Here is a 25,839-nt window from a genome sequence, read left to right on the forward strand (position 1 = left end):
ATGAGGATCGGACCGGCCATCGCGGCGGCGCTGCTCGTCACCGGCCTGGCAGTGGGCACCGCGCACGCCACGACCACGACGACCACCGGCACGCTGACCTACACCTGCACGTTCCCCGGGATCTCCCCGCCGTCGACCACGCTGACCGCCCAGCTGGCGGTCACCGATCCGCACCCCGGGCAGCCGTTCACGGTTTCCCCCTCGGCGCAGCACGTCTTCCCGATCGGCCTGACGGCGCTGCTGCGCGCGGCCGGCTACGACGCGGTGCGGGGGACCTTCGCCGTACCGTTCGCGGTGAAGAACGCGGGGCCGGCGGCCGGAACGATCAGCGGCGGCTTCCCGGAGACGCCCCTCGGCACGGGCGCGACCACGCTGCCGGTGACCGGCTCACCCCAGACGTTCACGGCGGGCGCGTCGGGCTCGGTCGGGTTCACGGTCGGCGTGAGCTTCACCGAAGGCCTCGAGGTCCACAAGACGTCCACCGGCGCGTGGACGCCTTGGGCGCTGACGTGCACGCTGCGGGTCACCAACCCGGTGCAGGACCGGGCTTTCCAGCCGAATGTCCCGATCACCTGAGCGGGCTTCGGCACCCGAACCTAATTGGACGTCCATTGTGGACGCGAAACCCCGGTGCGCGGTGAAGGCAGCAGCTCGCTGACCGGGTACCGCAGCGGCAACGGCGCCGCACCCGCGCGCAATGCCAGCTCCATCTCGAAGCGCGCCGCCGGGTCGCGGAGCTTCTCGCCGAACGTCGCCTGGAGCTGTCTCATGCGGTAGCGGACCGTCTGGGGGTGGACGCCCAGGCGCTCCGCGATCTCCACCACGTTGCCCTGGCTGTCGAGCCAGGCCCGCAGCGTCTCCAGCAGCCGCTCCTGCTGCTTGCCCGTCATGTCCGCCAGCGGGGCGAACAGGCGGTGCCGCAGCGTGCCGACCAGGCCCGTGTCCGAGTTGACCAGCAGCGTCGCCAGGTGCTCCTCCGCGCGCAGCACCGGGCGGGGCACCAGCACCCCGCGCTCGGCCAGGTGGAGGGCGTTGCGGGCCCAGCGCAGGGAGTCCGCCACCGACGCGAGCGGGACGCACGGGCCGATCGAGAGCCGGCAGTCCGGCAGGGCCACCTGCAGCGTCGCCAGCCGGGCGCCGCCGAGCTCGCCCGGGACCACCAGCTTCGGGTCGGGGGTGTCGAGCTCGGCGAGGATGTCCGCGTCCAGCCCGGCGTGCCGGCGGGCCGGGGCGACGCCGTCGGCCGGGCAGACCGCCACCGGCGTCGCGTCGGTGGGCACCGGCCAGCCGATCAGCTGGGCCAGCTCGGCGATCGCCTTGGGGGACGCGGGCGGCGTCTCCAGGATCAGGTGCAGCAGCTTGCGGCGCCACGTGTCGAGCGCTCCCGCCGTGCGCGCCTTCGCCTCCAGGTAGCCGTCGAGCGCGACGGAGGCGAGCTCGTCCATGAACGCCAGCATCGCGTCGGCCAGCTGGGACATCACCGCCGACGAAAGCCCGCTTCGCCGCCCCACGCGCATGATGCGCCGCCACGACACGCGCGCGCCGACGCGGTACGCCGACTGCAGCGTGTCGAGGCTGCGGCCTTCGCGCATTTCGTTCTGCCCCAAGCGGTGGTGCACCTCGTGGGACTGCTCTTTGGACACCGTCGGGTCGGCGATCTGCGCGACGAACAGCGTGATCGCGTACTCGACGCCGGCGCGGATCGACTTGCCGTACGGCCCGTCGAGCGGGCGGGCGTAGGCGGGGATGGTCGCGCGGATCTCGTCGACGATCTCGGCCGCGAGGCTGGCCAGCTCGGGACGCAGGATGTCGGCGAGCTTGCGGGGTAGTGCGGCGGGCGGCGGCGCAGCGTGATCGAGTCCGCGCTCCACCGACATCGCAGCTCCTTCGCTCCGCCCCGCGACCCCGGCACGCGAGCACCGGGCACCCAGCCTGGTGCGGGGTGACACCGGACACATCGAAAAAGTAGTCCCGAACGTGTCACACCTTCGAAGGGAAACCGATTTCTTGTCATCTTCGTGACAAGTTCACAGGGCCGGGCTGCGATTCGCTGACAAGTACCCCGCCGACTGCTCACGATTGTACGTACGAACGGGCGAACCCCGAAGCCGTCTCGCACGCCGCGCCGAACGCTTGTATCGTGTGGTTGATACAAGCGAGGAGGTCCGGATATGCCGTGGGACAACGTGCTGGCGGTCGCGCTCTTCGGCGGGCTGATCGGCCTGGCGATCCTGATCGTGCTCTGGCCGGGCGAGAAGCACGGAAAGCGCCTTCTCGAACGCTGGGGCGTCCCGGACCCGGACGCCGGCGAGGTGGCGCTCGCCGTCCGGTACCTGAAGCGGCGCCGGCTCTGGTACCCGTGGCTCTACCTGGCGATCCCGCCCGTGCTCGGCGACACCGGGCCGGGCACGATCATCACGACGCTGCTGGTCGGCGGCCTGATCGCGGAGCTGTTCGCCCAGCGGCCGTCGCGCACTCCGCGTCGCGAGGCCGTCCTGGCCCCGCGGACGCTGGCCGACGTCGTCCCCGTCTGGGCGCTGGTGCTCAGCGTGCTGGCGTCGGCGGGCGCGATCGTGCGCCTGGCCTGGACCGCGCAGTGGACGCTGCTGGCGGCCGCGGCGGGCACCACGGTCGTCTGCTGGGCGATCACGGCGCTGGCGGTGCGCCGGCCGGCGGTCAGCGAGCCGCGGGTCGACCTGGCCCTGCGCCGCCGCAGCGGGCGCGTCGCGATCGGGCTGGGCATCGCCGCCTGCGCGGCGATCGGCTGGCCGGGCGGGGACCTCGGGTCGCTGCTGGCGGTCGTCGCCGGGCTGGCCGCGTTCCTGGCGGTGACCGCCCCGGTGAAACGGCAGCCGGCCCGGACGTGAAGATCGTCGTCGACACCGAAAACGGCCTGGCGCCCTGGCGGCAGGTGCACGACCAGATCGTCCGCGCGGTGACGGCGGGGGCGCTCCCGGACGGGACGCGCCTGCCGCCGATCCGCCAGCTGGCCCGTGACTTGGGACTGGCGTCCGGAACGGTGGCCCGCGCGTACCGCGAGCTGGAGACGGCGGGCTGGGTGGTGACGGCCCGCGCGCGCGGCACGGTGGTCACGGTTCCCAAGGACCGCCCGGACCCGACGGCTCTGCTCCTCACCGCGGCGATCGAGTACGCGTCACGGGCGCGCGACCTCGGCGCGGACGTCGAGGCGGCGGCGACCGCGCTCCGAGCCGCCTACGAAGCCGGTTAGCCGGGGGCGAGCAGACGGCCGATCGCGGCCAGGACCGGCTCCAGCACCTCGACCTCGCGCGAAGTCCCCACGCACTCCGTGATCCCCGCGCCCACGACCTCGTACGCCGTGAGGGCATCGAGCGCGCTCACCAGCTGCGGAATGGTCCAGCCGGCCGGCTCCGGGTAGTTGAGGCCCGCGAACTCCGCCGGGTCCAGCACGTCCAGGTCCACGTGGACGTACAGCTTCTCCACGCCCACCAGTGCATCCACCGACGTGACCGCCAGCCCCCGCGCAACCGCCGCCCGCTCCTCCGGGTCGAACACCCGCGTCCCGAGCAGGGCCACCTGGCCCGGCGTCAGAGCCGGGTCCGCCGCGAACTCCGGGTCGCCCTCGCCGAACAGCGACCGCAGCACCATCCCGTGGAACGCGCCCGAGGGCGAGGTCGAAGCCGTGTTCAGGTCGGCGTGCGCGTCGAACCACGCGACGCCCAGGCCGGGGCCGTACCGGAACCGCGCGACGCCGATCGGGACCAGCTCGACCCCGCAGTCGCCGCCGATCGTCAGGACCGGGCCGCCCGGGGCCTCCAGCGCCGCCAGCTGGGCCGCGCGGTTCGGGCCCGTCAGCACCGCACGGGACGCGATCCCGCGGTCCACTTCGGACACTTCCCGCGACTGCCGGACGTGGTGGACGGGCCGGCCGAGCACGTGCCCGGCCAGCTCCGCGAGCGCCAGGCAGCCGTCCGGCAGCTCCGCCGCCCGCGGTCCCACCGCGCCCTGGCGCTGCGGGACCGCGTTGACCAGCGTCACTCCAGCACCAGCAGGAGGTCACCGCCCTCGACCTGCTGGACGGAGTTGATCGCCAGCCGGCCGACCTTGCCCCCTGCGGACGCGGTGATCGACGCCTCCATCTTCATGGCCTCGATCGTCGCGACCGTCGCGCCGGCCTCGACCGTGTCGCCTTCCGAGACCTGCAGCGTCACCACGCCGGCGAACGGCGCCGCGACCTGCTTCGGGTTGCCCTTCTCCGCCTTCTCGGTCGCCGGGATGTCCGAGGCGATCGAGCGGTCGCGGATCTGGATGGGCCGCAGCTGGCCGTTGAGCGTCGACATCACCGTGCGGACGCCGCGTTCGTCGGCCTCGCCGATCGCCTCCAGCTCGATGAGCAGCCGCACGCCCGGCTCGAGGTCGACCGCGTACTCCTCCCCCGGCCGCAGCCCGTAGAAGAAGTCCTTGCTGGGCAGCACGGACGTGTCGCCGTAGGCCTCGCGGTGCGTTTCGAACTCCTTGGTGGGAGCCGGGAACAGCAGCCGGTTGAGCGTCCGGCGCGGGTGCTCGGCCAGCGCCGAACGGTCCTCTTCGGACAGTTCCGCCACCGGCTTGGCCGCCGCCCGGCCTTCGAGGGCCTTGGTGCGGAACGGCTCCGGCCAGCCGCCCGGCGGGTCGCCGAGCTCGCCGCGCAGGAAGCCGATCACCGAGTCGGGGATGTCGAACTTGTTCGGCTCCGCCTCGAAGTCGGCCGGCGAGACGCCCGCGCCGACCAGGTGCAGCGCGAGGTCGCCGACGACCTTCGACGACGGCGTCACCTTCACCAGGTGGCCGAGGATCTTGTCCGCCGCCGCGTACATCGCCTCGATGTCCTCGAACCGGTCGCCCAAGCCCAGCGCGATGGCCTGCGTGCGCAGGTTCGACAGCTGGCCGCCGGGGATCTCGTGGTGGTAGACGCGCCCGGTCGGCGAGGCCAGCCCGGCCTCGAACGGCGCGTAGATCTTGCGCACGCTCTCCCAGTACGGCTCCAGCTCGCCGATCGCGTCCAGGCTCAGCCCGGTCGTGCGGTCGGAGTGGTCGGTGGCCGCCACGATCGACGAGAGCGACGGCTGCGACGTCGTGCCCGCCATCGACGACACCGCGCCGTCGACGGCGTCCGCGCCCGCGTTGATCCCCGCGAGGTAGGTGGCCAGCTGGCCGCCCGCGGTGTCGTGGGTGTGGATGTGCACCGGCAGGTCGAACTCCTTGCGCAGCGCGGTGACCAGCTTGGTCGCCGCGGGCGCGCGCAGCAGCCCGGCCATGTCCTTGATCGCCAGGACGTGCGCGCCGGCGCCGACGATCTGCTCGGCCAGCTTGAGGTAGTAGTCGAGCGTGTAGAGCTTCTCGCCCGGGTCCGACAGGTCCGAGGTGTAGCAGAGCGCCACCTCGGCGACGGCGGAGCCGGTCTCGCGTACGGCTTCGATGGCCGGGCGCATCTGCTCGACGTCGTTGAGCGCGTCGAAGATCCGGAAGATGTCGATGCCGGTCTTCGTCGCCTCCTGAACGAAGGCGTGGGTCACCTCGGTCGGGTACGGCGTGTACCCGACGGTGTTGCGCCCGCGCAGCAGCATCTGCAGGCAGATGTTGGGGACGGCCTCGCGCAGCGCGGCGAGGCGCTCCCACGGGTCCTCGGCGAGGAACCGCAGCGCGACGTCGTAGGTCGCGCCGCCCCAGCACTCCAGCGACAGCAGCTGCGGCAGGGTGTTCGCGACGACCGGCGCCACCGCGAGGAGGTCCTTCGTCCGGACGCGGGTGGCGAGCAGCGACTGGTGCGCGTCGCGGAACGTCGTGTCCGTGACGCCGATGTGCGGCGACTTCCGCAGCCACTCCGCGAACCCGACCGGGCCGAGCTCGACGAGCTTCTGCTTCGAGCCGTCGGCCGGCTGGGCGTCCTTCGGGAGCTTCGGCAGCTTCAGCGTGGCGTCCGGGGTCTTCGGGCGCTCGCCGTGCGGCTTGTTGACCGTCTGGTCGGCGAGGTAGGTCAGCAGGCGCGTGCCGCGGTCGGCGGACTGCCTCGCGGTGAGCAGCTGCGGGCGCTCCTCGATGAACGACGTCGTGACGCGGCCGGCGCGGAAGTCGTCGTCGTCGAGAACCGCCTGCAGGAACGGGATGTTCGTCGCGACGCCGCGGATCCGGAACTCGGCGACGGCGCGGCGCGCGCGGCCGACGGCGGTCTTGAAGTCGCGGCCGCGGCAGGTGAGCTTCACCAGCAGCGAGTCGAAGTGGGCGCTGATCTCGGTGCCGGAGAAGGCGGTGCCGCCGTCGAGCCGGATGCCGGAGCCGCCCGGCGAGCGGTAGGCGGAGATCATCCCGGTGTCCGGGCGGAAGCCGTTGGCCGGGTCCTCGGTGGTGATGCGGCACTGCAGGGCGAAGCCGCGCAGGTAGATCTTGTCCTGCGACAGGCCCAGGTCGTCCAGGGTTTCGCCGGAGGCGATCCGCAGCTGCGACTGCACGAGGTCGACGTCGGTGACCTCTTCGGTGACCGTGTGCTCGACCTGGATGCGCGGGTTCATCTCGATGAAGACGTGCTTGCCCTGCTTGTCGAGCAGGAACTCGACGGTGCCGGCGTTGCGGTAGCCGATCTGCTTCGCGAACTTGACGGCGTCCGCGCAGATCCGGTCGCGCAGCTCGGGATCGAGGTTCGGCGCCGGGGCGAGCTCGACGACCTTCTGGTGGCGCCGCTGCACGGAGCAGTCGCGCTCGAAGAGGTGGATGACGTTGCCCGCGCCGTCGGCGAGGATCTGCACCTCGATGTGCCGCGGCTCGACGACGGCCTTCTCGAGGAAGACGGTCGGGTCGCCGAAGGCGGACTCGGCCTCGCGCGCGGCGGCCTCGATGGACTCGCGCAGCTGGGCCGGATCCTGGACCCGGCGCATCCCGCGTCCGCCACCACCGGCGACGGCCTTGACGAAGACGGGGAAGCCCAGCTCGTCGGCGGCCGCGACCAGCGCGTCGACGTCACTGGAGGGCTCGGACGACCCGAGCACCGGCACGCCGGCCTCGCGAGCGGCCTTGACCGCGCGGGCCTTGTTGCCGGTGAGCTCGAGGATGTCGGCGCTCGGCCCGACGAAGGTGATGCCCGCTTCTTCACACGCACGCGCGAGGTCGGGGTTCTCGGAGAGGAAGCCGTAGCCGGGGTAGACGGCATCGGCCCCCGCCTTCTTCGCGGCGGCGACGATCTCGTCGACCGAGAGGTAGGCCCGCACGGGGTGACCGGGCTCGCCGATCTCGTACGCCTCATCGGCCTTCAGCCGGTGCAGCGAGTTGCGGTCCTCGTGCGGAAACACGGCGACGGTCCCCGCGCCCAGTTCGTAGCCGGCGCGGAACGCTCGGATCGCGATCTCCCCGCGGTTGGCCACCAGCACCTTGCGGAACATGCCCGGTCCTTCCCGGTTGGATCGGTAAGTCAACGCACGTTACCCGGTTCTTCCCGCTCTGCGGGAGCGGTGTCCCGGGTGATGGACGTCATGCGGACCAGGGGATTCGTCCGGTCCGCGGCTGGGCAGCTTGTCAGGATCCCGGCGCGGCGTAAAGCAGCCGGTTCGCCGTGCCGTCCGGGACCCCCTTGAGCGCGTCCGGCGTCGCCGCCTGAACAAGCGCTTGGTCCACCTGGTCGGGCGCCGCTTCCGGGTGCTGGGCGCGGTAGAGCGCCGCCGCTCCCGCCGCGAAGGCCGCCGCCATCGACGTGCCCGATTCCGCGCCCGCGCCCGTGCCGCCCGCGGTCGGGGACGGGACCTCCACCCCCGGCGCGTACAGGTCGACATCCTCGCCGAAGTTCGATGCCTTGTCCGGGTGGTCCTGGGCGTCCGTCGCGCCGACGGTCAGCGCTTCGGTCACCCGGCCCGGGGAGAACCCGCTCGCGTCGGCCGTCTCGCTGCCCGCCGGGACCGCGACCGGGACCACCGCCGCCAGCCGCTTGACCGCCGCGTCGAGCCCGTCGTTCGGGACGCCGCCGATACCCAAGACCGCGACCGCCGGCTGCTGGGCGTTCTGCGCGACCCAGTCGATGCCCGCGATGATCTGGTCGGTCGCGCCGCCGCCGTCCTTGTCGAGCACCCGCACCGGCACGATCTGCGCGCCCTTCGCGACGCCGTACGCCTTGCCCGCGGCGATCCCGGCGAGGCGCGTGCCGTGGCCGTTGGTGTCGGACGTGTCGGAGCCGCCGTTCAGGAAGTCCCGCCCGGGCGCGACGCGGCCCTCGAAGTCCGGGTGCTTCGCGTCGACGCCGCTGTCGATCACGTAGATGGTGACGCCCGAGGCGTCGCTCGCGTAGTGGTAGGCGTGGTCGAGCCCGGCGCGCTGGTCGATCCGGTCGAGCCCCCAGCTGGGCGGATCCGGCTGCACCCCACCGGCGGCGACCGCCGGCGTCTGTCCGGCGAACACGATGGCCACGGCGGCGAGCAGCATCCTCATGATCGTCGTGGTACCCCGGCGGTGCCCGGGCGACAACTCAGGACTGTCGCTCGATCGGCTGATTCCGCAGCTTGACGCCCCAGACGACGGCGAGCACCAGCAGCCCGGCGAGCCCCGCCCCGGCGAGGATTTCACCGGCGAGAGTCAGCGAAGTGTTTTCGCGGAGGGTCGAATACGTGGGGCCCAGCACGCCCGCCAGCCCCGCGGTCCCGGCGCCCAGCACGGCACACGCGACCACCGGCGGGCGCAGGGCCGCCACGGTGACCACCAGCACGAGGACCAGGAGCGGGCCGAGGGTGAAGTAGGCCGTGGCCCGGCCGGCTTCGCTCGGATCGAGGTAGTCCAGCTCGGACAGCTGGGCGATCCACCCGGCCGAGACCACCCCGGCGAGGGCGATCGCCACCCAGGGCTGCCATCCCCGCACCCAGCCGGCGCCGAAGGCGAGGCCCGGACTGCGGTGCAGCGCCACGAGCGCGAGCACCGCGGCCATCACCACCGCGGCGTGGGCGATCAGTTCGAAGACGAAACCCGCGTTGAGGCTGGTCTCCGAATCGCCCGAGCCGAGGGTGATCCCTTCGCCGATGAAGCGCAGCAGCCCGAAGAGCGCCGCGAAGCCGGCGCCCACCAGGATGGCCGGGCCGGTTCGCTGCCTGGTTCGCGGCGCCAGGGCCAGGACGCCGCCGACCAGCGCGCAGACCGCGACCAAGACGACGTAGAACGGCATCCCGGGCCGGTACTGGCCGAGGGTGTACTCGTCGTAGCGGTAGTTCAGGCCGAGCCCGAGCAGGGCGAAGACGACACCGGCGATCGCCGTGACACCGGCGGTGCCGGCCACCGGATCCGCCGCCGCCACGGGGTCAGGCTCGACGGGTCCGGCCGGTCGCGGCTCCTCGGCGACCGGCTCTGGCTCTGGCGTGGCGGCCACCGCAGCTCGCGGCTCCGGCTCTTCGGCGACCGGCTCCGGCTCCGGCTCCGGCTCGACCTCCGCCGCGGCGACCGGCTCCGGCTCGACCAGCGGCTCAGGTGCGGCGGCCGCCGCTGCCCGCGACTCCGGCACTTCGGCGACCGGCTCCGGCTCGACCTCCGCGGCGACCGGCGCCGGCTTGACTTCCGCGACCGGCTCCGGCTCCGTCTCGATCTCCACCGCCACCACGACGTCCCCGGTCGGCCCGGTCACCACGACCTTCCCGCGTCGCGTTCCGGTCTCCCCCGCCGTCACCGACAGCTCCGCGCCGCCCGCGACCTCGACCACCCGGATCCACGCGTGCGACGCCTCGAAACGCACCTCCCGCGCCACCGGTGGCCCCACCACCCGCAGCGCCGCCGACGCATGCGAACCAGCGACCGCCGACAACCGCACCGACGGCACGTCCACCCGCACCACCGCGAACCCCAGTGCGTCCGAGGCCGCCGCCGCGACGTGCTGGATGTCGGTAGCCGCCATGGACTTCAGCGCTTCGAACGCGCCCATCGCCACCGGCAGGTTGTCGCTCGCCAGACGCCTGCGCAGCTCCGCCACCGCGCCCAGGCGCGTGAACGGGTTCTCCGCCCCGATCGCGCCCGCCAGGTCGGCCGGGATCGGGGACGGCTTGATCCGGCGGCGTCTGCTCTTCGCCAGGTACAGCTCGCCCTGCATCTCGATGTCGCGGCTCGGGGTCTGCTTCGGGTTGCGCTCGCGGACGCGGTCGAACAGGTACTCGTACAGCTCCCCCAGCGCGATCCAGCCGTCCTCGTCGCGGTCGGCCTCGCCCGTGCGCAGGCCCTCCACCAGCGCCGACGTGAACACCGACGGCTGTGCGGGCTGTCCCTCGGCCAGCCGTGCGCCCTCGAAGGCGTACTCGATCGAGTTCGACGCCGTGATGACCGCGCGGCCGCGGCCGCCGCGGAAGCTGTCGAGCACGTTCGCGTCGCCCGACGCGCGCACCGCCACGCCCTGCCCGAACGCGCCGCCGTAACAACAGTCCAGCAGCAGGACGACGCTGCGCGAGCGGCTCTGCCGCAGGCACTGCTGCACGAACTGCGCGGGCACGGCCGTCGACCGGAGCCGGTCGGGCCGGGTGTTGCGCGCGGCGAAGTACAGCCCGCCCGAGTCGTCCTTCAAGCCATGACAGGAGAAGTGCATCAGCAGGACATCATCGGGACGGCCCTCGGCGCACAGGTCCTCGATCTCGGCCTGCACGACGTGCGCGGTCTCGTTGCGGACCACCCGGACCTCGAAGTCGCTGATCGCCCGGTCGGACAGCACCTCGACGAGGGCGTCCGCGTCCGCCGCGGGGGAGCCCAGCTGCTGCAGCCCCGCGTTGTCGTACTCGCCGTTGGCGACGATCAGCGCCCGCCTCCGCCCGGCCATACCGGTAGGAAACGCCCACGAACCCACTACGGCAATCAGCCGAACGGGCACACCTGTCCGGTTCAGGCCCGGAAAATCGTTTCCTGCCCCTTCAGGCAGACGACCGCGTCGAAGGCGGCCGCGACGTCCACCGACACCGACATGTGCGCGTGCCGGATGCCGGCAGCCTCGGGCCGCGCGACCACGCACGGCGCCTGAGAAGCCAGCGCCGCCTCCACACTGCCTTCCGCGGGCGCGTCGAGAGCCTGCTCGTACATCCGGAAACCGAGCCGCGCGTCCGAGTCGGGCGCGAGGCCGGCCGTCGTCCCCGAGACCGCGGTCAAAGCGAGCGCGAAGTACTTGTCCCCCAGCTCCGCGGCCAGGTGCGTGCCCGCCGACGGTGCCGTCATGCCCGGCATCGGCGAGAACGGCACGCGCTGGAGGTGTCCGTTGTGGAGCATCAGCACGATCTTCTCACCCGGAAACCGCCGGCGCAGCAACCGGACAGTGGCCGCCATGTACGTGTCCCGCGACGAACTCTGCGGCTCCGGCGCCTGCCCGGCCATCAGCGCGTCCAGCTCACGCAGGTACAGGTCGATCCGCAACGCGCCCTCGGCGTCGTGCGCGGCTTCGGGTGCCAGCGACTCGACGTGTCCTTTGAGGACGGTCAGCGCCGTGGTGGCCGCGTCCCGCGCCTCGACGCTCATCTCCTTGTACCGTCCGGGCGCGACCGCACTGCTCACCGACGCGTACGGCTCACAGGCCGCCATCGCCGTGTCCACAAGGGACACATTGGCGGGATCCACCCGCGACAGGACTTCGCGGACCGCCTTCAGCGACGGCACCGGCGAACCCGCGGAGCTCGGGACGTCCAGACCGGCGAACCGGACGCCGCGGCCACGCAGCCAGGTCAGCATCGAGTGCACTTCGGCCGAGTCGCCCAGGCCGAACGTGAAGCCGTCCCGCGCGATGTCGGCCACCTCACCCGGGCCGCCGGACAGCCACGCGTCGACGAGCCGCCCTTCGGGGTACCCACCCTCGAAGCCGAGGACGGTGAACCCGCACTCGGTGACGAGGTGCCGCAGGAGCTGGTCGCGCAGCACGCCGAACTCGCGGATGTGATGGTTGTTTTCGCCGATGGCGACGACTTCGGCGGCGCCGATCAGCTCGGCGATCTCGGTGACGGCGACGGGTCCTGGCATACTGGGCACACTAACGCAACAGGAGTAGCAGTTGGCAACCGAGATTTCCGGGACCAAGCGACCGGGCGGCCGCACCGAGCGGACCCGCCTCGCCGCGCTGAACGCCACCCTCGAGCTGCTCGGCGAACGCGGGTACGCCGAACTGACCGTCGAGGCGGTCGCCGAGCGCTCCGGCGTGCACAAGACGACGTTGTACCGCCGGTGGGAGTCCGCTGAAGGCCTGGTCGCGGCGGCCCTGCTGATGGGGACCGAGCAGGAGTGGACGCCCCCGGACACCGGGTCCCTGGAAGGCGACCTGCACGGGATCAACCTCGAGCTGGTCCACTACTTCACCTCGCCGGGCGAGCGCGAGCTGCCAACGGCGTCGATCTCGGCCGCCTTCCTCTCGACCCGCGCGGCCGACGCCCTGCAGGAGTTCTACGTCGACCGCCACGCGCGCTCGGCAGTGGTCGTCGACAGGGCCGTTGAACGCGGCGAGGTCCCGCCCGGCACGGACGCCGTCGAGGTGGTGCGGGTCGCGTGCGGGCCGATCTTCTACCGCCTGTTCGTCTCCCGCGAAGGCGTCACACCGCGGGACGCCGGAGTCGCGGCCGCGGCGGCGGCAGCGGCAGCGGCAGCCGGGGTGTTCACGACAGCTGAAGCCGGAACCGCGTCTCCTCCAGCGTGACGCGGCCTTCGTCGATCGTCTCGGTCTGGGTGGCGCCGTCGTCCACCCAGCCCTGCCGGACGTAGAAGGCCTTCGCGCGTTCGTTCGTCGAGAGCACCCACAGCACGGCACTGTCGCCGGACAGTCCTTCGACGACCCGGTCGTGGAGCGCCCGGCCGAGGCCGCGGCCCCAGAACCGCGGCAGCAGGTACAGCGCGTAGAGCTGTTCGTCGCCGAACGCGGCGAACCCCGCGATGACGCCGTCCTCCTCGGCGACCAGCACCCGGCCGGCGCCCTCGCCGATCTGCCGTGCCCACGACGCCGCGCGCGGCTCGACCGTAAGGCGCGCGAGGAAGTCCTCCGGGATGAGGCCCGCGTAAGCCGCCTGCCACGACGCCACGTGGACCTCGCCGATCCCCTGTGCGTCGGCCACCGTCGCGTCGCGAATGCTCAACTCTTCTCCAGGTACTCCGCGCGGTCGACGTCGACGACGTCGGCGACCATCTGCGCCAGGCCGTGGTACTTCTTCAGGTCCGGGTCCTTCTCGACGATCTCCTGCGCGCTCTCCCTCGACGCGGCGATCACGTCTTCGTCCCGCAGCAGCGACAGCAGCTTCAGCCCGGACCGCTTCCCGGACTGCGCGGCACCGAGGATGTCGCCCTCGCGGCGCAGCTCCAGGTCGAGGCGCGACAGCTCGAAGCCGTCGGTCGTCGACTCGACCGCGGCCAGCCGCTCGCGCGTCGCCGTGCCGTCGAGGGCCTCGGTGACCAGCAGGCAGACCCCCGGCACGCTGCCCCGGCCGACGCGGCCGCGCAGCTGGTGCAGCTGGCTGACGCCGAAGCGGTCGGCGTCCATGATCACCATCGCGGTCGCGTTCGGGACGTTGACGCCGACCTCGATCACCGTGGTCGCCACGAGGACGTCGAGCTTCGCCGCCGAGAACGCGCGCATCACGGCGTCCTTCTCATCGGGCGGCATCCGGCCGTGCAGCACGCCGATCTTCAGCCCCTGAAGCGCGCCATGCTCCAGTTCCGGCGCGACTTCGAGGACCGCGAGCGGCGGCCGCTTGTCGCTCTTGTCCGACGGCGGCTCGTCGCCGATCCGCGGGCACACGACGTACCCCTGGTGTCCCTTGCCGACCTCTTCGCGGACGCGCTGCCAGATCCGGTCGAACCAGGCCGGTTTCTCCGCCACCGGCACCACGGTGGTCTTGATCGGCGACCGCCCGACCGGCATCTCGCGCAGCGCGGAGACCTCGAGGTCGCCGTACACGGTCATCGCGACGGTGCGCGGGATCGGCGTCGCGGTCATGACGAGGACGTGCGGGCTGGTGTCGCCGGCACCGCGGGTGCGCAGCGCGTCCCGCTGCTCGACGCCGAAGCGGTGCTGCTCGTCGACGACGGCGAGGCCGAGGTCGGCGAACTCGACGTGGTCCTGGATCAGCGCGTGCGTGCCGACGACGATGCCCGCTTCGCCGCTGACGATCTCCAGCAGCGCCTTCTTGCGGTCCTTCGCGCCCATCGACCCGGTGAGCAGCGTCACGCGGGTGGCGTTCTCCGCCGCGCCCAGCTCGCCGGCCTGGCCGAGGTCGCCGAGCATCTCGCGCAGCGACCGCGCGTGCTGGGCGGCCAGAACCTCGGTCGGCGCGAGCATCGCGGTCTGCCGCCCGTTGTCGACGACCTGCAGCATGGCCCGCAGCGCGACGATCGTCTTGCCGGAGCCGACCTCGCCCTGCAGCAGCCGGTTCATCGGGTGCTCGGAGGCGAGGTCCGCGGCGATCTCGTCGCCGATCGCCTGCTGGCCCGCGGTCAGGTCGAACGGCAGCCGCTTGTCGAAGGCGTCCATCAGGCCCCCGCTGACGTGCGGGTTCGCCTTCGCCGGCCGCGAGATGGCCGAGTGGCGCCGCTGCGCGAAGATCAGCTGGACGGCCATGGCTTCGTCCCACTTCAGCCGCTTCTTCGACGCCTCCAGGTGCGCCCAGTTGGCCGGGCGATGGATGCCGTGCAGCGCGGTGTCGAGGTCGGACAGCTTGTGCAGCCGCCGCAGCTCGGCCGGCATCGGGTCGTCGTCGACCTCGAGGACGTCGAGGACCTGGCGCACGCACTTCGCGATCGACCACGTCGGCATGCCCTGCGCCGCCGGGTAGACCGGGATGATCGCGGCGAGGAAGTCGTCCATCGCCGCGGCTTCGTTTTCGGCGTCGAACAGCTCGTACTCGGGGTTGGTCAGCTGCAGCGTGTCGCGGAAGGCGGACACCTTGCCGGCGAACAGGCCGGTCTTGCCGGGGACGAGGTCCTTCTCGCGCCAGGCCTGGTTGAAGAAGGCGCAGGTGAGCCGGCGTTTCCCGTCGGTGATCACCATGTCGAGGATGGTCCCGTTGCGGGACTTCATCCGCCGCTTGCTCACCTTTTCCACGCGCGCCAGCACGGTGGCGTGCTCGCCGAGCTCGAGGCCGGCGATGTCGGTGAGCTCGCCGCGCTCGGCGTAGCGGCGCGGGTAGTGGCGCAGCAGGTCGCTGACCGTCTCGATGTCCAACGCCGTGGCGAGCGCCTTCGCCGTCTTGGCGCCCAGGAGCAGCGGCAGCTTGTCGCGCAGTCCGGCCATCGGCTATTCGACTCCCATCAGCAGCACGGCTTCCGCCTGGCCGCTGGCGTAGCTGGTCAGCTCCACCTCCGGGTGCTCGACCCGCAGCTGCTCCGCGAGCTCCTCGACGACCCCGGGCGGGGCGGCGGCCCCGCTCAGCACCGTCACCAGCTCGCCGCCGAGCGCCAGCATCCGGTTGAGCACGTTCATCGCGGCCGCGACCAGGTTCGTCTCCGACGCCGGTGCCGGCTCGATCAGCACCACCTCGTCGTCGACCAGGCCGACCACGTCGCCGGACTGGGCCCGGCCCACCCAGGTTAGCGACTCCTCGCGCGCGATCCGCAGTTCGCCACGCCTGGTCGCGGCGGCCGCTTCGGCCATCGCGACGACGTCGTCGTTGGTGCGGCGCCCGGCGTCGTGCACGGCGAGGGCGGCCAGGACCTGCACCGGCGAGACGCACGGGATGACCACGACGTCCCGGTCGCCCGCCATCGCGTGCCCGGCCGCGGTGTCGACCGCCGCGGTGAGCGCGACGCTGCCCGGCAGCACCGTGACGTGCCGCCCCGCGGCCTCGTTGAGCAGGCCGATCACGTCCTCGATGCTGGGGGTTTCCCCTTCGGCGACGGCCAGCACCGGGATGCTCTCGGCGCGCAGCAGCTCGGCCAGCTCACCACCGTGCACGACGGCGACGACGGTGCGGTCGATCCCGCCGCCCGGCTCGATCGGCGTGGGCGTGAGCAGCGGCTCGACCCGGATCTTGCGCGGGCGGCCCAGGGCGAGCCCGGCCTCGATGGCGGCGCCGATGTCGGCGCAGTGGACGTGCACGGCGTGGCTGCCCGAGCCGTCGCCGGCCACGGTGACGCTGTCGCCGAGGCCGCTCAGCTCCTTGCGCAGGGTCGGCAAGCTCAGCTCGTCGACGCCGTCGAGGAGGTACATGACCTCCCAGGCGTAGGCCTCGGCCTGCGGGATCGCGTGCACCTCGAGGGGGTGCTCCTGCTGCAGCGGGACGCCGGTGAGCACGCCGACCAGCGCGTCGAGCACGGCGACGAGCCCGCGGGCGCCCGCGTCGACGACGCCGGCCCTGGCCAGCGCGGGCAGCTGCAGGGGCGTCTTCTCGAGAGCGTGCGCGGCTTCCTTCGCGGCCTTCTGCGCGACTTCGCCGAGCGAGAGCGTGTCGCCGCGCACAGCGAGGGCGACGGCGTGCAGGACGGTGAGGATGGTCCCGGCGACCGGGCGGCTGACCGCGCCGGTGGCGACTTCGTCGGCGTGCCCGAGCGCCGTGGCCAGCCACTCGCCGTCGAGCTCTCCCCGGGCGCTGTCGGCCAGCCCGCGCACGACCTGGGAGAGGATCACGCCGGAGTTGCCCTTGGCCGAAGCGACGGCGCCGCGCGCGAGGATCTTCAGCGCTTCGGCGGCGTCTTCCGGTTGCGCGGCTTCGAGTTCCTTCGCCGCGCCGGTCATCGTGAAGAGCATGTTGGAGCCGGTGTCGGAGTCGGCGACGGGGTAGACGTTGATCTCGTCGATGGCCGGCCGCAGGCTCGCGAGACTGCGCACGCAGCCCGTCGCCCAGGCCGACACCGCAGCCACGTCCAGCACCCGCACCCCGTAACCTCCTACCCGGTCCCGGGCAGCGTATCGACCCGGTGCTCGGGGCCTCGACCGCAGTAGTTACTATGGTCGAGTTGCCCAGTGCATCTGGGCTCATTTCTATGACCCAGATCCAAAGGAGTTCGACGTGGCTGCCGTGTGCGACGTCTGTGGCAAGGGACCCGGCTTCGGCAAGTCGGTCTCGCACTCCCACCGGCGTACCAACCGCCGGTGGAACCCGAACATCCAGACCGTCCACGCCAAGGTGGGTATTTCCCAGCGCAAGCGCCTGAACGTGTGCACCTCGTGCATCAAGGCGGGCAAGGTCGTTCGCGGCTGAGGCGAGAAGAGTTCGAAAATGGCGGGTGCTCCTCGGAGCACCCGCCATTTTTTTCGCTTACTTCAGGAAGTCCAGCAGGAGCGGCTTCAGCGTCTCCGGGTACTGCAGCACGCCGTGGTCCTGCCCCTCCAGCGTCGCGTGGCGGGCTCCCGGAACCGCCTCGGCCGCCACACGGGCACCCGCCTGAAGCTCCTCGGGGCTCGCGCCGCCCCCGATGACCAGCGTCGGGACCGCGATCTTCGCCAGGTGGTCCAAGCGGGGGTGGGCGCCCGGGCCGCAGATCGTCAGGTCGTACGGGAGCGTGTGCGCCAGGCCCGTGAACCAGCCCCACACCGGCGCCTGCTTCATCCCCTCGACCATCTCCTCCGGGGTGCCCGCGACCATCAGGAACGTCTTCACCGCGCCGTCGCGGTCACCCGCGGCCAGCTGGGCCCGCACCTGCCCCAGGACGTCACCCCGCGCCTGTTCGGGAGTCGCGTACGGCGGCTCGTACGCCACGAGCTTGTCGATCGGGAGCCCGGCCGCCGCCGCTTCCAGGGCCAGCACCGCGCCCGAGGAGTGCCCGAACACCGACGCCGAGCCACCCGCGTGGGCGATCAGCGCCGCGATGTCCTCGATCTCCCGCTCGAACGCGTACTCGGCCGCGTCCCCGGAGTCACCGCGGCCGCGCCGGTCGTAGGCGATCGTCGTGAAGTCGCCGGCCAGCACTTCGGCCAGGCCGGCGACGGTCGTCCGGTCGTTGAACGCACCGCCGACCAGGATCACCGGCGCGCCCGATCCGCGCTGGTCGAAAGCGATGGTCGTGCCGTCGGCCGACGTGACGTTCATGGTGTCCTCCAAGGTTCCGTTTCCCCCTGGTCGGAGCCGTCACCCCGATCCGGACACCGAACTTACGGAAGTTTCCAGTCGACCGGCGCCGCGCCCTGCTGCTCCAGCAGCTGGTTGGCGCGGCTGAACGGCTTCGACCCGAAGAAACCGTTGTGGGCCGAGAGCGGGCTCGGGTGCGCGGACTCGATGCACGGCACCTCGCCCAGCATCGGGCGCAGGTTGCGGGCGTTGCGGCCCCACAGGATCGCCACCATCGGCTCCGACCGGGCCGCGAGGGCCTTGATCGCCTGCTCGGTGACCTCTTCCCAACCCTTGCCCTGGTGCGAGTTCGACTTGCCCGGCTGCACCGTCAACGCCCTGTTCAGCAACAGGACACCCTGGTCGGCCCACGGCGTCAGGTCGCCGTTGGACGGCAGCGGGTGGCCGAGGTCCTCGGCGTACTCCTTGTAGATGTTGACCAGGCTCTTCGGGATCGGCCGGACGTCCGGCGCCACCGAGAAGCTCAGGCCCACCGCGTGCCCGGGCGTCGGGTACGGGTCCTGCCCGACGATCAGCACGCGCACGTCGTGGAACGGCTGCTTGAACGCCCTCAGCACGTGTTCACCCGCCGGCAGGTACGTGCGGCCCGCGGCGATCTCCGCGCGGAGGAACTCCCCCATCGCGGACACCTGCGGCGCCACCGGTTCGAGGGCCTCGGCCCAGCCTGCCTCGACGATGTCCTGCAGCGGTCGTGCGGTCACGGCGCGCAAGCCTACCGGGCGTGGCCGGCATCACCCGAGCGGGTCGAGCCGCCGCAGTTCGACGCGGAACCGCTTCCCGCGCTCCACGTAGGAATCGACCACCATGGCGATGTTCTCCGCGCTGAACGACTTGTTCTCCCGCGTCTTCGCGGGCACGCCCAGCGCGATCTCCCCGGTCTTCACGTGCGAGCCGTACGACAACACCGCGCCCGCGCCGACCATGCCGCCGTCCTCGATCACCGAGCCGTTGAGCACCACCGAGCCGGACGCGATCAGGCAGCCGGTGCCGATCGTCGCGCCCTCGACGTGCACGGCGTGCCCGATCGCCGACGACGGCCCGAGGATCGTCGGATGCCGCTCGGTGCAGTGCAGGACGCAGCCGTCCTGGACGTTGGAGCGCTCGCCGATCTCGATGTAGCCGTGGTCGCCACGCAGGACGGTCTGCGGCCACACCGACGCGAACGCACCGATCCGGACGTCGCCGATCACCGTCGCGTCGGGGTGGACGTAGGCGTCGGGGTGGATCGTCGGCTCGAGCGAACCGAGTGCGTAGATCGGCATGCCGCCTCCGGGGTGACTGCGGTTTCACTTCCCGTGCGATTGGATCACGGCATCGCCGCGAACCGGAACGCCAGTACCGGGAGCACGGGTCTCGTGCTCCTCCTCATCGTGCTGACCTGGGTGCTCAGCCTCCCGACCGTGTCGCCCGCGCTGGCGAACGGCCTGGCCGCGACCCCACCGATGGGCTGGAACAGCTGGAACCAGGTCCGCTGCTACGACCTCACCGAAGACGTCGTCAAGAAGGCGGCCGACGCGCTGGCCGACACCGGCCTGCGCGACGCCGGTTACCGCTACGTCGTGGTCGACGACTGCTGGCAGGCCCCGAAGCGCGCCGACGACGGATCGCTGCAGGCCGATCCGACGCGCTTCCCGCACGGCATCGCCGACCTCGCCGACTACGTCCACTCGCGCGGCCTGCTGTTCGGCATCTACGCCGTCCCCGGCAGCCGCACGTGCGCGATGGCCAACGACGCCTACCCCGCCACCGGCATCGGCTCGCTCGGCCACGAACGCCAGGACGCCGAGACGTTCGACCGCTGGGGCGTCGACTACCTCAAGTACGACTGGTGCAACGCCGACACCGTCGACGGCCTCGGCCGCGAGGCGGCGTTCGAGAAGATGCGCGACGAGCTCGCCGCGCTACCCCGCCCGATCGTCTACGCGATCTCCGAATACGGCGTCTCCAGCCCCTGGACCTGGGCGCGGCCGGTGGCCAACCTGTGGCGGACCACCTACGACCTCACCGCGACCTGGGACTCCGTCCTCGCGACGATCGACCAGCAGGCCACCGTCGCGACCCACAGCGGCGGCCCGGGCGGCTGGAACGACCCGGACATGCTGCAGGTCGGCAACGGCACCCTCACCGCGGACGAGGCCCGCGCGCACTTCAGCGTCTGGGCCGTGCTGAACGCGCCGCTGTTCGCCGGGACGGACCCGGCGAAGCTGAGCGACAGCGACCTGGCGACGCTGGGCAACGCCGAAGCGATCGCCGTCGACCAGGACTTCGCGGGCGGCCAAGGGCGGCAGCTCGCCGCGGGCCCCGGCTACCAGGTGTGGGGGAAACCGCTGACCGGCGGCGGGTTCGCGGTGGTGCTGCTCAACACCGGCACCACCACCGCGACCGTCTCCGCGGCGATCCCGGGGTCGTGGACCGTCCGGGATCTCTGGGCCCACCGAGAAACCGGCCCAGCCGTCGGCGCCATCGCGGCGTCCCTGCGCCCGCACGCGGCGGCCTTGCTGAAGCTCACACCGAGGTGAGGTCCTTGCCGTAGCAACGGCTTTCCGGCTCGTCCTTGTAGACGCCGAAGTTCGGGATCTCGGCGTACCCGGAGGACGTGTAGAGCGCGATCGCCTCGGGCTGCTTGGTGCCGGTCTCCAGCACCGCGCGCTTGCGGCCGCACAGCGCCGCCGTGCGTTCCAGCTCGGACAGGATCATCCGCGCGAACCCGCGGCCGCGGGCGGAATCGGCGACGTACATCCGCTTGAACTCGGCGTCGCCGTCCTGGAAGTCCGGCGCGGGGCCGTCGTGCGCGCGCCAGGCACCGCAGGCGACCGCTTCCTCGCCCTGGTAGCCGACCAGGAAGACGCCCTGCGGGGGATCGAAGTCCGCCGGGCTCATCGGGGTGGCGTCTTCGTCGCCGTAGCGCTCGACGTACACCTGCTGCACCGCGGCCATGAGCTTGACCGCGTCGGGATGGTCGTAGGGGACCGGAACGATTCTCACGCTTTCCGAGCCTAGATCAGCGCCAGTGCGTCCATCCCGCTTCTCGCGAAAACGGTTTCCCGTCCACCGTGATCCCGGAGTCCGCCATCGTCACGACGCCGATGGTGCGCCAGCCTTCGGGCAGTTCGGCGAACGGCGGGAAGGTCGCGACGAGAGCGTGATCCTCACCACCGGTCAGCACCCAGTCCAGGGGGTCGGCGCCCAGCGCGGCCCCGACTTCGGTGAGCCGCGCCGGGATGTCGAGGTCGGCGGTCCGGACGTCGAGGCCGACGCCGGAGGCCTCGCCGATGTGGGCGAGGTCGGCCAGGAGCCCGTCGGAGACGTCGATCATCGCCGTCGCTCCCGCGAGGGCGGCGCGCGGACCGGCGTCGTACGGCGGTTCCGGGCAGCGCTGCGCGTTGACGACGCCGACCGGTGACCGGAACCCGCGCCCGAGCACGGCCAGGCCGGCGGCGGCCCAGCCGAGCTTCCCGCAGACCGCGACGACGTCGCCGGGCCGGGCGCCCGAGCGCGTCACGGGCTCGCGGTCGCCGAGGTCACCGAGCGCGGTGACGCTGATCACGAGCTGGTCGGCGCGGACCATGTCCCCGCCGGAGACGCCGATGCCGGCGCGTTCGGCCTCGGCCCACATGCCGTCGGCCAGCGCCGTGACCAGGTCGCGCGGGGTGTCGGGCGGGCAGGCGAGGCCGACCAGGACGGTGGTCGGGGTGGCGCCCATGGCGGCGATGTCGGCCAGGTTGACCGCGACGGCCTTGCGCCCGACGTACTCGGGCGGCGACCAGTCGAGCCGGAAGTGGACGCCCTGGACGAGCACGTCGGTGCTGGCGACCACGCGGCCGTCGGGGGCCGCGAGGACGGCGGCGTCGTCGCCGGGGCCGAGCAGCGTGCCCGGCGGCTGGCGGCGCCCTTCGGTGACCGCGCGGATGAGCGCGAACTCGCCGGTCTCGGCGACCGTTGCGTCGTTCGGTGACACCGGTCACCTCTGCTTTCTCTACCGGGACAAAGATCGATCACCGATAGTCGGATGCCCTATGTTTTTCGGTGAGCTGGCTATACGTTCCTACCTGAGCTGACCGATCCCGACGAAAGGGCGCGCCGTGGTCCACGCATACATCCTCATCCAGACCGAGGTCGGCAAGGCGGCCGCGGTGGCGGCCGAGATCTCCAGTATCGCGGGCGTCACCAGTTCGGAGGATGTCACCGGACCGTACGACGTGATCGTCCGCGCCGCCGCCGACAGCGTCGACCAGCTGGGCCAGCTCGTGGTCGCCAAGGTCCAGAACGTGGAAGGCATCACCCGGACGCTGACCTGCCCGGTCGTGCATCTCTGAGCAGTGGTGTAGTGGTCGGGTGCCAGATTCCGACACCGGTGCCCCACCCAGGGTGGTGCTCGTCACCGCGGCCGCGCTCGCCGTCGCCCTGGCGGTCGCCGTCGCCGTCTTCGCGCTGACCCAGCGCTCCGCGGACTCCGCCGATTCCGGGCCGCTTCCGCTGGTCTCCGTGCCGGCGCCCTTCGCCTCGGCCCCGGGCTGCACGACGCTGATGAGCGCGGTGCCCTCCGAACTGACGTCCAACGGCAAGACGCTGAAGGTGCGCGCGCTGGCCGACCCGGCCCCGCCGGCCACGGTGGCGTGGGGCTCGGACGACCCGCTGGTGCTGCGCTGCGGCTTGGATCGTCCCCCGGAGCTGACGCCGACGGCGGCGCTGCGGCTGGTGAACAAGGTGCAGTGGCTGCAGGTGCCCGGCGACGGCGCGTCGACGTGGTACGTCGTGGACCGCGACGTCTACGCGGCGTTGACGGTGCCGGACAGCGCCGGGACGGGCCCGCTGCAGCAGATCTCGGACACCGTGGCGGCGAAGCTGCCGCCGACGCCGCTGCGCTTCGGCTAGCGCAGGCCCGTGCCGCGGGCGATGGCCGTCTCGATGAGCGTGGTCAGCAGCGTCGAGTAGTCCACGCCGGTGACCTCCCACATCTTCGGGTACGCGGACTTCGTCGTGAAGCCGGGCATGGTGTTGACCTCGTTGATGGTCAGCTCGCCGTCGGCGCCGACGAAGAAGTCGACGCGGGCGAGGCCCTGGCAGTCGAGTGCCTGGAAGGCCTTGACGGCCATGGCGCGGAGCTTCTCGGTGAGGGCGTCGTCGAGCTTGGCCGGGATGTCCAGCTCGGCGTCGTCGCCGAGGTACTTCGTTTCGAAGTCGTACCAAGCGTTTTCGTCCTCGGACAGGACCCGGATCTCGGCGGGCAGCGAAGCTTCGACGCGCCCGTCCGGGAACTCGAGGACCCCGCACTCGACCTCCCGCCCGACGACGGCGGCTTCGACGAGGACCTTGGGATCGGTGGCCCGCGCGAGCTCGATGGCGGCATCGAGGTCACCCCACGACGTCACCCGGCTGATACCGACGGAAGACCCGGCGCGCGAGGGCTTGACGAAGACGGGCAGGCCGAGCTTGGCCTGAGCCTCGTCGTCCAAAGTGGACTCACTGCGCTTGAGCGCGGCGAAGGTCCCGACCGGAAGCCCTTCGGCGGCAAGGAGTTTCTTCGCGGTTTCCTTGTCCATGGCGGCCGCGCTGGCAAGAACGCCGGGGCCGACGTAGGGGATGCCGGCGAGCTCGAGGAGGCCCTGGATGGTGCCGTCCTCGCCGAAGGCGCCGTGCAGCACGGGGAAGACGACGTCGACCTGGGAGAGGAGTTCACTCTCCCGCCCGGCCTCGACGGCGACGAGGCCCTGACTGGAGGGATCACCGGCGAGAACGAGCCCCTTGCCGTCGTCGACGGACGGCAGTTCGCGGCCGCGGATGGCGAGCTGGGCGGAGTCCCCGGTACCGAGCACCCAGCGCCCCGCGCGCGTGATGCCGACGGGGACCGCTTCGAACCGCTCCGGATCGAGGTTCCCCAGGACGCTGCCGGCGGAGAGGCAGGAGATGGTGTGCTCGCTGCTGCGCCCACCGAACACGACCGCGACCCGGATCTTCTCGCTCATGGTGAGCCACCGTACCCGGTGACCTCGACGAACAGCCGAGCCCCGTGCGCCGGGAGGACGGCCTCGAGCGGCGAGCGCAACCTGCGCGGGCGGTGTCGCGTCTGGTAGGTCGAGGGACCGGTGGGCCCCCGCGCCGGGCCAGGGCGGAGCCCGCCCTCCCTGGGGGGACCGCCACCCCACTGAGCGTATCGCCGCGAACAGCTGCGGGATCACCGTCGCGCGGGTCCTGACCGACAACGGATCCTGCTACCACTCACTTCTCCGGCGCGACACGCTGCGCGAGGCAGGCATCGTCCACAAACGCACCCAGAGGAATGGGCCTACAGCCAGCCCTACCGCACCGAAACCGAACGCCGAGCAGCGCTACCGAACTGGCCGCACACTTGCAACCACCACCGAGGACACACCTCACTCGCAGGTCAGCCACCCGCCAGCCGCGTCCCCAACCTCACGGGTCAACACAGCCAGACCTCGTTGTCCACATCACGCAAGAACTACCGCGACCTCACCGCAGCAGCGACACCAGCGTCGGCAACGCCGCCACCAAAGCCTCCCGCGAACACCCCGCGTACCCGATCGCGACCCCATGAGCCGAAGGCGAACCGGCGAAGTGCCGCGCCAGCCCGTCCAACCGAATCCCCCGCCGTTCGGCCGCCGCGAGAACCGAAACCTCCACCGAAGCCGACGAAAACGGCACCACCAGGTGCGCCCCCGCGTCATCCCCGCGAACCGGGACCCCGGCCGACGCCAACGCCCCCGCCAGCAACGTCCGCCGCTCGGCCATCTCCCGACGCAGTTTCCGCAGGTGACGGCCCAGATCTCCGTTCCGCGCGAACTCGTACAACACCCGCTGCCCCGCCGGCGACGGCCGCGTCCCCGTCAGATCTCGATACGCCAGCACCGCCGACGTGATCGCCTCCGGCGCCACCATCCACCCGGCCCCCAGCGTCGGCGTCAGGATCTTCGACGTCGTCCCCAGGTGCGCCACCACGTCCGGTGCCAGCGACGCCAGCATCGGCAACGGCGCCACGTCGAAACGCAGCTCGCCGTCGTAGTCGTCCTCGATGACCAGCATCGACGACGCTCGCGCCCGCTCGACCAGGGACACCCGCCGTGCCGCGCTCAGGCGGCTGCCCATCGGGTACTGGTGCGCCGGCGAGCAGTACACCGCCCTCGCACCCGGGGGGATCGCGTCCGGCCGCAGTCCCTCGTCGTCCACCGGCACGCCCACCACCCGCATGCCCGCCCGCAGGAACGCCTGCACCGCGCGCTGGTACCCGGGCTCCTCGACGGCGACGACGTCCCCGCGTTCGAGCACCGCCGCGGCCAGCTCCACCACCGCCGCCGTCGTGCCGCCCGTCGCCAGCACCGAGCCGGCGGCCAGGCCGCGGTGGCGCAGCAGGTGCTCCGACACCGCCGCGCGGTACTCCGGCAGCCCGGCGCGGTGCGCGCGCACCAGCGGGTCCGGGTCGGCCGCCGCACGCCAGGCGCGGCGCCACGCCGAGCGGTCCAGGCCGTCGGCCCACGGCGTGCCGGGGCCCAGGTCGAGCAGCGACGGCACCTCGGTCTCGGGCGCCGGGACAGCGGGCGCCGGGACCTCCGACGCCGAGAACGAAGGCGGCGTCGTCACGTACGTGCCGGAGCCGTGCCGCCCCGCGATCCAGCCCTCGGCGTGCAGCTGCTCGTACGCCGCCGACGTCACCGTGCGGCTGACGCCGAGACGTCCCGCCAAGGCCCGCGTCGACGGCAGCCGGTCGCCGCCCCGCAGGTGGCCTGAAGCGGCCGCTTCGCGCAACGCGTCCGCGAGCTGGACGGCCAGGGGCGTCACGGCCGAGCGGTCGAGGCTGACCGGGAGCGCGGTGTCGGCGTGGGTCACGGGACCTCCTCAAGTG

24 protein-coding genes and 1 pseudogene are annotated in these 25,839 nt (G+C 72.2%); 9 read left to right on the forward strand and 16 right to left on the reverse strand.

Going from position 1 to position 25,839, the window contains the following annotated elements; translation table 11 throughout:
- Positions 1–576 (forward strand): hypothetical protein, encoded by a 576-nt coding sequence (locus ACZ7PG_RS43805; RefSeq protein WP_470245115.1) that lies wholly within the window; start codon positions 1–3, stop codon positions 574–576.
- Positions 577–596: 20 nt separating this feature from the next.
- On the opposite strand, the gene ACZ7PG_RS43810 is transcribed toward ACZ7PG_RS43805, so the two are convergent.
- Entirely contained in the window at positions 597–1,877 is a 1,281-nt protein-coding gene (locus ACZ7PG_RS43810; protein WP_470245116.1) for a PucR family transcriptional regulator, read from the reverse strand.
- A 294-nt stretch (positions 1,878–2,171) separates the two neighbouring features.
- Here ACZ7PG_RS43810 and ACZ7PG_RS43815 point away from each other — a divergent pair, with 294 nt between their 5' ends.
- On the forward strand, positions 2,172–2,867 hold the full coding sequence (locus ACZ7PG_RS43815) for a hypothetical protein (protein WP_470245117.1): 696 nt from the start codon (positions 2,172–2,174) through the stop codon (positions 2,865–2,867).
- Positions 2,864–3,229, forward strand: coding sequence for a GntR family transcriptional regulator (locus ACZ7PG_RS43820; RefSeq protein ID WP_470245118.1), 366 nt, complete (start codon positions 2,864–2,866; stop codon positions 3,227–3,229). The genes ACZ7PG_RS43815 and ACZ7PG_RS43820 overlap by 4 nt, the downstream gene beginning before the upstream one ends.
- On the opposite strand, the gene ACZ7PG_RS43825 is transcribed toward ACZ7PG_RS43820, so the two are convergent.
- The 5 genes from ACZ7PG_RS43825 to ACZ7PG_RS43845 form a co-directional block, all read right to left on the reverse strand.
- Positions 3,226–4,017: an arginase family protein gene (locus ACZ7PG_RS43825; RefSeq protein WP_470245119.1), complete on the reverse strand. Its 792-nt coding sequence runs from the start codon at positions 4,015–4,017 to the stop codon at positions 3,226–3,228. The two genes, ACZ7PG_RS43820 and ACZ7PG_RS43825, sit on opposite strands and share 4 nt — an antisense overlap.
- On the reverse strand, positions 4,014–7,391 hold the full coding sequence (locus tag ACZ7PG_RS43830; RefSeq protein ID WP_470245120.1) for a pyruvate carboxylase: 3,378 nt from the start codon (positions 7,389–7,391) through the stop codon (positions 4,014–4,016). The genes ACZ7PG_RS43825 and ACZ7PG_RS43830 overlap by 4 nt, the downstream gene beginning before the upstream one ends.
- A 133-nt stretch (positions 7,392–7,524) precedes the next feature.
- The gene (locus tag ACZ7PG_RS43835; protein ID WP_470245690.1) at positions 7,525–8,421 is read right to left on the reverse strand and encodes a S8 family peptidase; all 897 of its coding nucleotides are present in this window, start codon (positions 8,419–8,421) and stop codon (positions 7,525–7,527) included.
- A 43-nt stretch (positions 8,422–8,464) separates the two neighbouring features.
- Positions 8,465–10,777, reverse strand: coding sequence for a caspase, EACC1-associated type (locus tag ACZ7PG_RS43840; protein WP_470245121.1), 2,313 nt, complete (start codon positions 10,775–10,777; stop codon positions 8,465–8,467).
- Positions 10,778–10,839: 62 nt separating this feature from the next.
- Positions 10,840–11,958 (reverse strand): erythromycin esterase family protein, encoded by a 1,119-nt coding sequence (locus ACZ7PG_RS43845; RefSeq protein WP_470245122.1) that lies wholly within the window; start codon positions 11,956–11,958, stop codon positions 10,840–10,842.
- Between the two features lie 31 nt (positions 11,959–11,989).
- Here ACZ7PG_RS43845 and ACZ7PG_RS43850 point away from each other — a divergent pair, with 31 nt between their 5' ends.
- The gene (locus tag ACZ7PG_RS43850; protein WP_470245123.1) at positions 11,990–12,625 is read left to right on the forward strand and encodes a TetR/AcrR family transcriptional regulator; all 636 of its coding nucleotides are present in this window, start codon (positions 11,990–11,992) and stop codon (positions 12,623–12,625) included.
- Here the strand turns inward: ACZ7PG_RS43850 and ACZ7PG_RS43855 are convergent.
- Genes ACZ7PG_RS43855 through ACZ7PG_RS43865 form a run of 3 tightly spaced genes read right to left on the reverse strand, consistent with a single transcriptional unit; the run spans position 12,585 to position 16,789 of the window.
- Entirely contained in the window at positions 12,585–13,058 is a 474-nt protein-coding gene (locus ACZ7PG_RS43855) for a GNAT family N-acetyltransferase (RefSeq protein ID WP_470245124.1), read from the reverse strand. The two genes, ACZ7PG_RS43850 and ACZ7PG_RS43855, sit on opposite strands and share 41 nt — an antisense overlap.
- Complete coding sequence (recG, locus tag ACZ7PG_RS43860) at positions 13,055–15,208, reverse strand: ATP-dependent DNA helicase RecG (protein ID WP_470245125.1); 2,154 nt, start codon at positions 15,206–15,208, stop codon at positions 13,055–13,057. Before recG ends, ACZ7PG_RS43855 begins: the two co-directional genes overlap by 4 nt.
- Positions 15,209–15,211: 3 nt before the next feature.
- Positions 15,212–16,789: a DAK2 domain-containing protein gene (locus ACZ7PG_RS43865; RefSeq protein ID WP_470245126.1), complete on the reverse strand. Its 1,578-nt coding sequence runs from the start codon at positions 16,787–16,789 to the stop codon at positions 15,212–15,214.
- A 133-nt stretch (positions 16,790–16,922) separates the two neighbouring features.
- On the opposite strand from ACZ7PG_RS43865, the gene rpmB reads away from it, so the two are divergent.
- Positions 16,923–17,114 carry a 50S ribosomal protein L28 gene (gene rpmB, locus ACZ7PG_RS43870; protein ID WP_247062089.1) on the forward strand — a complete coding sequence of 64 codons (192 nt, stop codon included), beginning with the start codon at positions 16,923–16,925 and terminating at the stop codon, positions 17,112–17,114.
- Between the two features lie 57 nt (positions 17,115–17,171).
- Here rpmB and ACZ7PG_RS43875 read toward each other — a convergent pair whose 3' ends face one another.
- The 3 genes from ACZ7PG_RS43875 to ACZ7PG_RS43885 form a co-directional block, all read right to left on the reverse strand.
- Positions 17,172–17,942: an alpha/beta fold hydrolase gene (locus ACZ7PG_RS43875; RefSeq protein ID WP_470245127.1), complete on the reverse strand. Its 771-nt coding sequence runs from the start codon at positions 17,940–17,942 to the stop codon at positions 17,172–17,174.
- 62 nt (positions 17,943–18,004) lie between these two features.
- A complete protein-coding gene (locus tag ACZ7PG_RS43880; RefSeq protein ID WP_470245128.1) occupies positions 18,005–18,682 on the reverse strand; it encodes a uracil-DNA glycosylase in 678 nt (225 codons plus the stop codon).
- 30 nt (positions 18,683–18,712) lie between these two features.
- On the reverse strand, positions 18,713–19,243 hold the full coding sequence (locus ACZ7PG_RS43885; RefSeq protein ID WP_470245129.1) for a gamma carbonic anhydrase family protein: 531 nt from the start codon (positions 19,241–19,243) through the stop codon (positions 18,713–18,715).
- Positions 19,244–19,336: 93 nt separating this feature from the next.
- Here ACZ7PG_RS43885 and ACZ7PG_RS43890 point away from each other — a divergent pair, with 93 nt between their 5' ends.
- Positions 19,337–20,500 carry a glycoside hydrolase family 27 protein gene (locus ACZ7PG_RS43890; protein WP_470245130.1) on the forward strand — a complete coding sequence of 388 codons (1,164 nt, stop codon included), beginning with the start codon at positions 19,337–19,339 and terminating at the stop codon, positions 20,498–20,500.
- Here the strand turns inward: ACZ7PG_RS43890 and ACZ7PG_RS43895 are convergent.
- A complete protein-coding gene (locus ACZ7PG_RS43895) occupies positions 20,487–20,966 on the reverse strand; it encodes a GNAT family N-acetyltransferase (protein ID WP_470245131.1) in 480 nt (159 codons plus the stop codon). The genes ACZ7PG_RS43890 and ACZ7PG_RS43895 overlap by 14 nt on opposite strands.
- 16 nt (positions 20,967–20,982) lie before the next feature.
- Positions 20,983–21,939, reverse strand: coding sequence for a thiamine-phosphate kinase (locus ACZ7PG_RS43900; RefSeq protein WP_470245132.1), 957 nt, complete (start codon positions 21,937–21,939; stop codon positions 20,983–20,985).
- Positions 21,940–22,063: 124 nt separating this feature from the next.
- Here ACZ7PG_RS43900 and ACZ7PG_RS43905 point away from each other — a divergent pair, with 124 nt between their 5' ends.
- Both ACZ7PG_RS43905 and ACZ7PG_RS43910 read left to right on the forward strand, forming a co-directional pair.
- Complete coding sequence (locus ACZ7PG_RS43905) at positions 22,064–22,297, forward strand: Lrp/AsnC ligand binding domain-containing protein (RefSeq protein WP_155545137.1); 234 nt, start codon at positions 22,064–22,066, stop codon at positions 22,295–22,297.
- A gap of 19 nt (positions 22,298–22,316) precedes the next feature.
- Complete coding sequence (locus ACZ7PG_RS43910; RefSeq protein ID WP_470245133.1) at positions 22,317–22,856, forward strand: DUF3515 domain-containing protein; 540 nt, start codon at positions 22,317–22,319, stop codon at positions 22,854–22,856.
- On the opposite strand, the gene ACZ7PG_RS43915 is transcribed toward ACZ7PG_RS43910, so the two are convergent.
- Complete coding sequence (locus ACZ7PG_RS43915) at positions 22,853–23,947, reverse strand: D-alanine--D-alanine ligase family protein (protein ID WP_470245134.1); 1,095 nt, start codon at positions 23,945–23,947, stop codon at positions 22,853–22,855. The genes ACZ7PG_RS43910 and ACZ7PG_RS43915 overlap by 4 nt on opposite strands.
- A gap of 205 nt (positions 23,948–24,152) precedes the next feature.
- On the opposite strand from ACZ7PG_RS43915, the pseudogene ACZ7PG_RS43920 reads away from it, so the two are divergent.
- Positions 24,153–24,412 (forward strand): annotated as a pseudogene (locus ACZ7PG_RS43920) (IS481 family transposase); the annotation flags it as partial.
- Positions 24,413–24,452: 40 nt separating this feature from the next.
- Here ACZ7PG_RS43920 and pdxR read toward each other — a convergent pair.
- Positions 24,453–25,823 carry a MocR-like pyridoxine biosynthesis transcription factor PdxR gene (pdxR, locus tag ACZ7PG_RS43925; protein ID WP_470245135.1) on the reverse strand — a complete coding sequence of 457 codons (1,371 nt, stop codon included), beginning with the start codon at positions 25,821–25,823 and terminating at the stop codon, positions 24,453–24,455.
- Positions 25,824–25,839 lie beyond the last annotated feature (16 nt).

It is taken from the genome of Amycolatopsis sp. NPDC114504, assembly GCF_055633595.1.

What these genes read in the sequence shown, in the direction of transcription:
- ACZ7PG_RS43810 (WP_470245116.1), bottom strand. Translation starts at nt 1,877, where the DNA reads ATGTCGGTGGAGCGCGGACTCGATCACGCTGCGCCGCCGCCCGCCGCA.
- ACZ7PG_RS43840 (WP_470245121.1), bottom strand. Translation starts at nt 10,777, where the DNA reads ATGGCCGGGCGGAGGCGGGCGCTGATCGTCGCCAACGGCGAGTACGAC.
- ACZ7PG_RS43915 (WP_470245134.1), bottom strand. Translation starts at nt 23,947, where the DNA reads ATGAGCGAGAAGATCCGGGTCGCGGTCGTGTTCGGTGGGCGCAGCAGC.
- ACZ7PG_RS43805 (WP_470245115.1), top strand. Translation starts at nt 1, where the DNA reads ATGAGGATCGGACCGGCCATCGCGGCGGCGCTGCTCGTCACCGGCCTG.
- recG (WP_470245125.1), bottom strand. Translation starts at nt 15,208, where the DNA reads ATGGCCGGACTGCGCGACAAGCTGCCGCTGCTCCTGGGCGCCAAGACG.
- ACZ7PG_RS43815 (WP_470245117.1), top strand. Translation starts at nt 2,172, where the DNA reads ATGCCGTGGGACAACGTGCTGGCGGTCGCGCTCTTCGGCGGGCTGATC.
- ACZ7PG_RS43845 (WP_470245122.1), bottom strand. Translation starts at nt 11,958, where the DNA reads ATGCCAGGACCCGTCGCCGTCACCGAGATCGCCGAGCTGATCGGCGCC.
- ACZ7PG_RS43835 (WP_470245690.1), bottom strand. Translation starts at nt 8,421, where the DNA reads ATGCTGCTCGCCGCCGTGGCCATCGTGTTCGCCGGACAGACGCCGGCG.
- ACZ7PG_RS43885 (WP_470245129.1), bottom strand. Translation starts at nt 19,243, where the DNA reads ATGCCGATCTACGCACTCGGTTCGCTCGAGCCGACGATCCACCCCGAC.
- ACZ7PG_RS43875 (WP_470245127.1), bottom strand. Translation starts at nt 17,942, where the DNA reads ATGAACGTCACGTCGGCCGACGGCACGACCATCGCTTTCGACCAGCGC.
- ACZ7PG_RS43830 (WP_470245120.1), bottom strand. Translation starts at nt 7,391, where the DNA reads ATGTTCCGCAAGGTGCTGGTGGCCAACCGCGGGGAGATCGCGATCCGA.